This window comes from Alienimonas chondri (assembly GCF_013036045.1).
In the GTDB taxonomy this organism is placed as follows: Bacteria; Planctomycetota; Planctomycetia; order Planctomycetales; family Planctomycetaceae; genus Alienimonas; species Alienimonas chondri.
Map to the genome: position 1 here is coordinate 1 of NZ_WTPX01000226.1, position 5,525 is coordinate 5,525.

5 protein-coding genes are annotated in these 5,525 nt (G+C 69.3%); 1 reads left to right on the forward strand and 4 read right to left on the reverse strand.

The genetic code is table 11. From position 1 onward, the window contains the following. Both LzC2_RS20010 and LzC2_RS20015 read right to left on the reverse strand, forming a co-directional pair. Positions 1-1,617: ATP-binding protein (locus tag LzC2_RS20010; RefSeq protein ID WP_171189800.1), on the reverse strand; the 1,617-nt coding region annotated here is incomplete at its 3' end. A 108-nt stretch (positions 1,618-1,725) separates the two neighbouring features. Beyond that, a complete protein-coding gene (locus LzC2_RS20015; protein ID WP_171189801.1) occupies positions 1,726-2,727 on the reverse strand; it encodes a glycerophosphodiester phosphodiesterase family protein in 1,002 nt (333 codons plus the stop codon). A gap of 131 nt (positions 2,728-2,858) precedes the next feature. Here LzC2_RS20015 and LzC2_RS20020 point away from each other — a divergent pair, with 131 nt between their 5' ends. Continuing rightward, on the forward strand, positions 2,859-3,515 hold the full coding sequence (locus tag LzC2_RS20020) for a cyclase family protein (protein WP_171189802.1): 657 nt from the start codon (positions 2,859-2,861) through the stop codon (positions 3,513-3,515). A 12-nt stretch (positions 3,516-3,527) separates the two neighbouring features. On the opposite strand, the gene LzC2_RS20025 is transcribed toward LzC2_RS20020, so the two are convergent. Further along, on the reverse strand, positions 3,528-4,430 hold the full coding sequence (locus tag LzC2_RS20025; protein WP_171189803.1) for a hypothetical protein: 903 nt from the start codon (positions 4,428-4,430) through the stop codon (positions 3,528-3,530). Continuing rightward, on the reverse strand, positions 4,427-5,525 hold a 1,099-nt coding region (locus LzC2_RS20030), incomplete at its 5' end, for a lipopolysaccharide kinase InaA family protein (protein ID WP_171189804.1). The genes LzC2_RS20025 and LzC2_RS20030, both read right to left, overlap by 4 nt.

The following is a 5,525-nucleotide window of genomic DNA, read 5'->3' on the forward strand; positions in this document are numbered from 1 at the left end:
GGCCAGCGCCGCGGCGGCGTGCGGAGCGAGAGCGTCGAGCGCCGCGGCGGGATCGGGCGCCGCCTGGCCTTCGTCTTGAGGGGGAAACAGGTCCGCGATCAGGGCCCCGACCGGTTTGCCGCCGGCGGGGTTCGAGGCGATGGGGTCGCGCAGCACGACGACTTCCGTGCGAGCGGCGCCGCTCTCGGCGAGGCGGGCCTTCTGATCGGCCATCAAGTCGCCGATCTGGCCGCGGGTCAGCGGGCCGGCCAGATAGCTCAACACCCAGCGGGTCGTAAGGAACGCCGGACCGTCGTCGTGCACGTTGTTCACCACGAATTGCCGGCTCTTCAAGCCGGCCAGCGCCTCGTCCATTCGGGAATGGTCGAAGCTCGCCCCGGCCTGCAAGCTCGCCCCCTCCAATCCTTCGAGCACCCGCATTTTATCCCGCTCCGTCTGGAGCCGGCCGAGGAACCACGTCCCCGCGTTGGACAACGCTTTATAATCCACGTCGACCGGGTTCTGCGTCGCCAGCACCAGCCCCACGCCGTACGCCCGTGCTTGTTTGAGCAGCGTGAGGAACAACCGCTTGGTCGGCGGCTCGGCGATCGGCGGGAGGTAGCCGAAGACTTCGTCCATATACAGCAGCGCCCGCAGACTGCCGGTGCCCTTTTGCTGGCGGGTCCAGGTGAGGAATTCGCCCAGCAGCAGGGTGACGAAGAACATCCGTTCCGCGTCGGACAGGTGGGCGATGCTGAGGATGCTGATCCGCGGCCGGCCGTCGTCCGTATAGAGCAGCTTTTCAATATTCAGCGGCTCCCCCTTCAACCAGCCGGCGAAGGTCGGCGAGGCCAGCAGGTTGTTCACCCGCATCGCCAGCCCGCTGCGGTCCTTGCGGGAATAAAAGGACTCGAGATCGAAGATCCCCACCCGATCGAACGGCGGATCGGCGATGCGACGGATGAGATCCGATAAGGAAAGATCCTCCCCGCCCCGCCAAGCGTGATCGAGGATGTTCGAGAGCAGAATATGATCGCGGCTGGAGACCGGATCCGGATCGCCGCCGATTAGGCTCAGCAGCCCCGCGGCGCTGGCGGAAACCTTCTCGCGGAAGGTCTCCGCGTCGTTCCGAACGCTCTCCGGCGGGGCGGCAAACGATTTCAGCACCGTGATCGGCACGCCGGCGTCGCTGCCGGGGGTGTAGATCGTCACCTCGGCGCTGCGTTGGTACAGCCCGACGCGGGCCGGCGCCTGATCCCACTCGCCGAGGCCTTTCTTCCACTTGCGGGCCGTGCTGGCGGCGAACTGATCGGGCGTCTGCCCGGCCGTGACCGCGGCGGAGGCGTCCACCCAAGGGCGGAAGTCGCTGGGTTTGAGGTTCGGAAAGGCGAGGGCGAGGTTGCCCAGGTCGCCCTTCGGATCGATGCAGATCGCCGGCACGCCGTCGATCGCGGCTTCCTCTAGCAGGCTCAAACAGAGGCCCGTCTTGCCGGAACCGGTCATCCCGACGACCACCGCGTGGGTCGTCAGATCGCGGGAGTCGTACAGATAATAATCGTCGCCGGTTTCGCCCGTGGCGGGGTCGTGCTCGCGACCGAGATAAAACTGACCGAGCGTCTCGTAAGCGGGAAGCGACATCGAGCGAAGGACGGGCGCGGGGCACGGCGGACCGGCGTACGATCCGCCCCCCGATCGCCAGTGCAACCCTGCCCGCCCGCCGCGGCGCCGACTCTTCGGGTCGGGCGGTTACTTCCGATGAATTAACTGCGAGGAGCGGCCCGGGAAGTCCGAGAACACCCCGGTCGCCCCGGCGTCGATCAACGCCGCGTGCAGCGCCGCGAACCCTTCGGCGCCGTCGCTGCCCTTCGGCATCGCGTCCGCCCGAGCGGTCCACGGGTGGACCGCCAACCCCGCGGCCCGCGCCCGCTCCGCCAGTCCGGTGGAGCGATACGTCCCGTCCTCCAGCCTCGCCACCGCGGCCCACCCCGGCCCCAGACCGTCCACCACCTTCGCCGCGTCGGCCAGTTCGTCGTCGTCCCAACCCGGGTCGGAGCCTGTGAGGAAGACCAGGTTCAACTCACAGCCCAGTTCATTCCGCACCCGCTTTAATTCGGCATAGTCGAAGCACTGCAAAAAGCAACGATCCTCGCGGGTCGTATAGCCCCGGTCCGCCAACACCCGCAGCACGGCGGCGGCGAGGTCCAGCCCCGCGGCGGCGTGCTCGGCGGGACGTTTCAACTCCGGATAAACGCCCACGTCCCGACCCGATGCGGCGTTCAGACCGGCGATGAGATCCAACTCCTCCGCGAGCGTGGGCACCTCGAACTGCCCGGTGTGAACCGGGAAGCGGCCGGGGAACACGGCCCGGCCGGTTGCGGGATTGAACCGCTCCGAGGCCCGCAGCGATTTGATCTCCGCCAGCGTAAAGTTCAATGCGGAATAGCGACGCCCCGGCGGGGCGTTCGGTTCCGCGCGGTCGGGGAAGACCTCGGCGACGTTCGTCGTGGCGTCGAGGTGCAGGTCGTGCAGCACGATCGGTACGCCGTCGCGGGTCAATACGACGTCCTGCTCGATATAATCCGCTCCCACGGCGTGGGCGACGGCGACGGCCTGCGTGGTGTGCTCCGGCAGCAGCCCGCTCGCCCCGCGATGGGCGATGACGATCGGCGCGGGCGCCGCCGGGCGGAAGTTCGCGGCAACCGGAACCGGGTGCGTCAGCAACGACGCCAGCAGGATGTGGGCGAACACGGGGGCGGGTCTCTCGCGAATCAGTCGGGGCGGCCGGCCCCGTACGATATCCTTGCGGTCCGCTCTTCGCGGTGAAACTCCGATGAATGTTCGCTCCCTGATTCGCTCCTAGCTCGTCTCACGCTCGCCCGATGCCTTTCGTCGACCTCTCGCACCCCATCCGTCCCGGCATGCCGGCGTACCCCGGCGACGGGCCGACGACGTTCACCCCCGTCGCCGACTATGCGAACGACGGCTACCGCGAACGCACGGTGACGATGCCCTCGCACACCGGCACGCACATCGACCCGCCGGGCCACATGATTCCCGGCCGGCGGATGCTGGACGAGTTTCCGATCGAACATTTTATCGGGCGGGCCGGTCGATTGGACGTCACCGACCTCTCCCCCGGGAGCGAGATCGAAGCGGAGCGACTGACGCACTTCGGCGAGACGCTCTCCCACCTCGATTATCTACTCGTCGAGACCGGTTGGGCGGCTCGATGGGGGGAGCCGACCTACTTCGAAAACATCCCCGTCTTCAGCCCGGCCGCGGCGCAGCGCCTGGCGGAACTCTCCGAGGCGAACGGCGGACGCCTGCGGGGCGTGGGGTTGGACGTCTCCAGCGTCGACCCGGTGGGGGCGGAGGACTTCCCCATCCACGAGATTTTCTTGGGCGCCGGACTGTTGATCGTGGAGAACGTCGCGGATCTGTCCGCCGTCCCGGACTCCGACTTCACGTTCTCCTGCCCGCCGCTGCCGCTGGCCGACGCCGACGGCGCCCCCTGCCGGGCGTGGGCCTCTTGGTGAAAACCCGCCGGGTTATCCGCCCGCGTGCAGGACGCCGGCGCCCAGCAGCGTGGCGACGTGGGCCGTTAATAACGGTCCCGGGGCGGAGGGGCGATCGGCGGCGAGGCGGGCCGTGAGGCTCACCGGGCTGCTCCCGCCGGGGCCGAGCGAGGCGAGGTGATCCCGCATCACCGTGCGATCGCCGGTCATCATCAGATGCACCCAGGCCCAACTCTCGGCGTAGTCCTGTCGGGTGAGGGCGGCGAAGTCGTCCATGCTTTCCAACCGGGCGAGATCCGGCCGCCAGCCGCTCGCGACGGCTCGGGCTAAGAGTTCCGGATAATCGCCGTTCGCGGCGCCGGGCGTCGGCGTTTCAAAGTATTCGGCCAAACCCTCGTCCAGCCAGAGCGGGACGCCGGGCAGCGAAGCATGCAATAAGCCGTGCACGGTTTCGTGTCTTAGGTCTTCCGCGGTGCGCTCGCCGAGGAACGTATAGACGTGCAGCGCCGTCCCCGTGCCGACGAAATATGCTCGCCGCGGCGGCAATCCGGGGTGGCGATATTCGAGGAACGTGCGATACGCCGGTTCGTCGGCGAATAAATAGACCGTCACGTCCTTCGTCGCTTCCGGCAGCGCGAGCGCCGCCGTGACGTTCCTGCGCAAGCGGTCCAGATCCGCGATCAGGGGATCGCCGGGGGAGAGTTCGTCGTCACTTTTGACGATGAGATTTCCGACCCGGACCGAGTGCTGATTCGGCATCGGCGGGCCGGTCAGCGGGGCGAGGCCGGAATCGGCGAGCTTGGACGTCGCGTCCGAAGCCCCGGTCAGGCTCGCGCAGCCGCACAGCAACGCCGTATAGCCCAGCACGCCGCACAGCGCAAGGCGTGCGCCCGCGTTGCGAACCAAGGCGGCGGATCGACGGGGCGAGGCGGTCATGCGGCTCGCCGGAGCGGGGGGATGGGACGGCAGGCCGGGCCGAAGTCCGGCGTGGGGGCGACTTCGTCGCGGCCGGCCCGGCGGACGGCGGCCGGGTTTGCCAGTTGAACGGCGCCGTCGGCAGCGCGTTGGAAATCTTCCGGGTGTGGGCCGTCGAGGGTATAGCCGCACGCCCGCAGCGCTGCGCAGATCCGGCGGGCGGCCCGACGGTCGTCGCAGGTTCCCTGGACCGGCGGACCGGCGGCGAGGACCAATGTGCCGTCGAATCGTCCCTGCCGGCAGACCAACGGCTCCGCGACCGGCAGCCCGCGGCGCCGCAGGGCGTGACCGATCTCCCACCCGGACCGGGCCGCGCTCGGCGAGACCCGCAATACCCGCACCGCACGCCCGCCGATCGCCGCCGGGCCGTCCCCGGTCGCGGCGAGCATCCGACCCGCTTCCTCGTCCGCGATCCCGGCGACGCATCGCGTTTCGCGATCGATGATCCGCATCCCGCGGCAGCCCCGCCGCCAGTGCCGATCCCGCCGGGCGTGCCGCTGGTTCGATTCGGTCTGCCGAATCGCCTCCATCAACGCGACCCAGTCCCGCCACTCGCCGAGCATGTCGGCGGCGGTCCCGTTCGTCTCGAACAGTGCCGTGTAGTGGGCGGCGAGGAACCGCAACCGGTCGGCCGCCGTGCTCACGTCCGACACTCCGTGGGCGAGCATCCCCAGCGATCGCGCGATGCGACGACGTTCTCTCGGCCAGCCGCGTCGGACGTAGAGCGGGGCGAGGTCGATTAGCACCGGTTCGAGGGCGTCTTCCTCCAACCCGAAGCCGCCGTCGGCGAGCGGTTGGAGGCCGCGGAGGAACAGGTTGCCCGGGTGCAGGTCGCCGGGGAACAACCCGCCGGCGTGCAGTTTGGCGACGGCGTCGGCGACGGCGATCGTGACGGCCCGACGAAGCGGATCGGCGAGCCGATCGGCCGCGGCGATGACGGTCGGCAGGGGGACGGCGGGCTCGACGGATTCGGTGATCAGCACGCGGGCCGGTCCGCGGCGAGCGCGGGGGCCGGCTTCGAATCCGTCGAACGCCAGCGGCGCCGCGGTCCAGGCG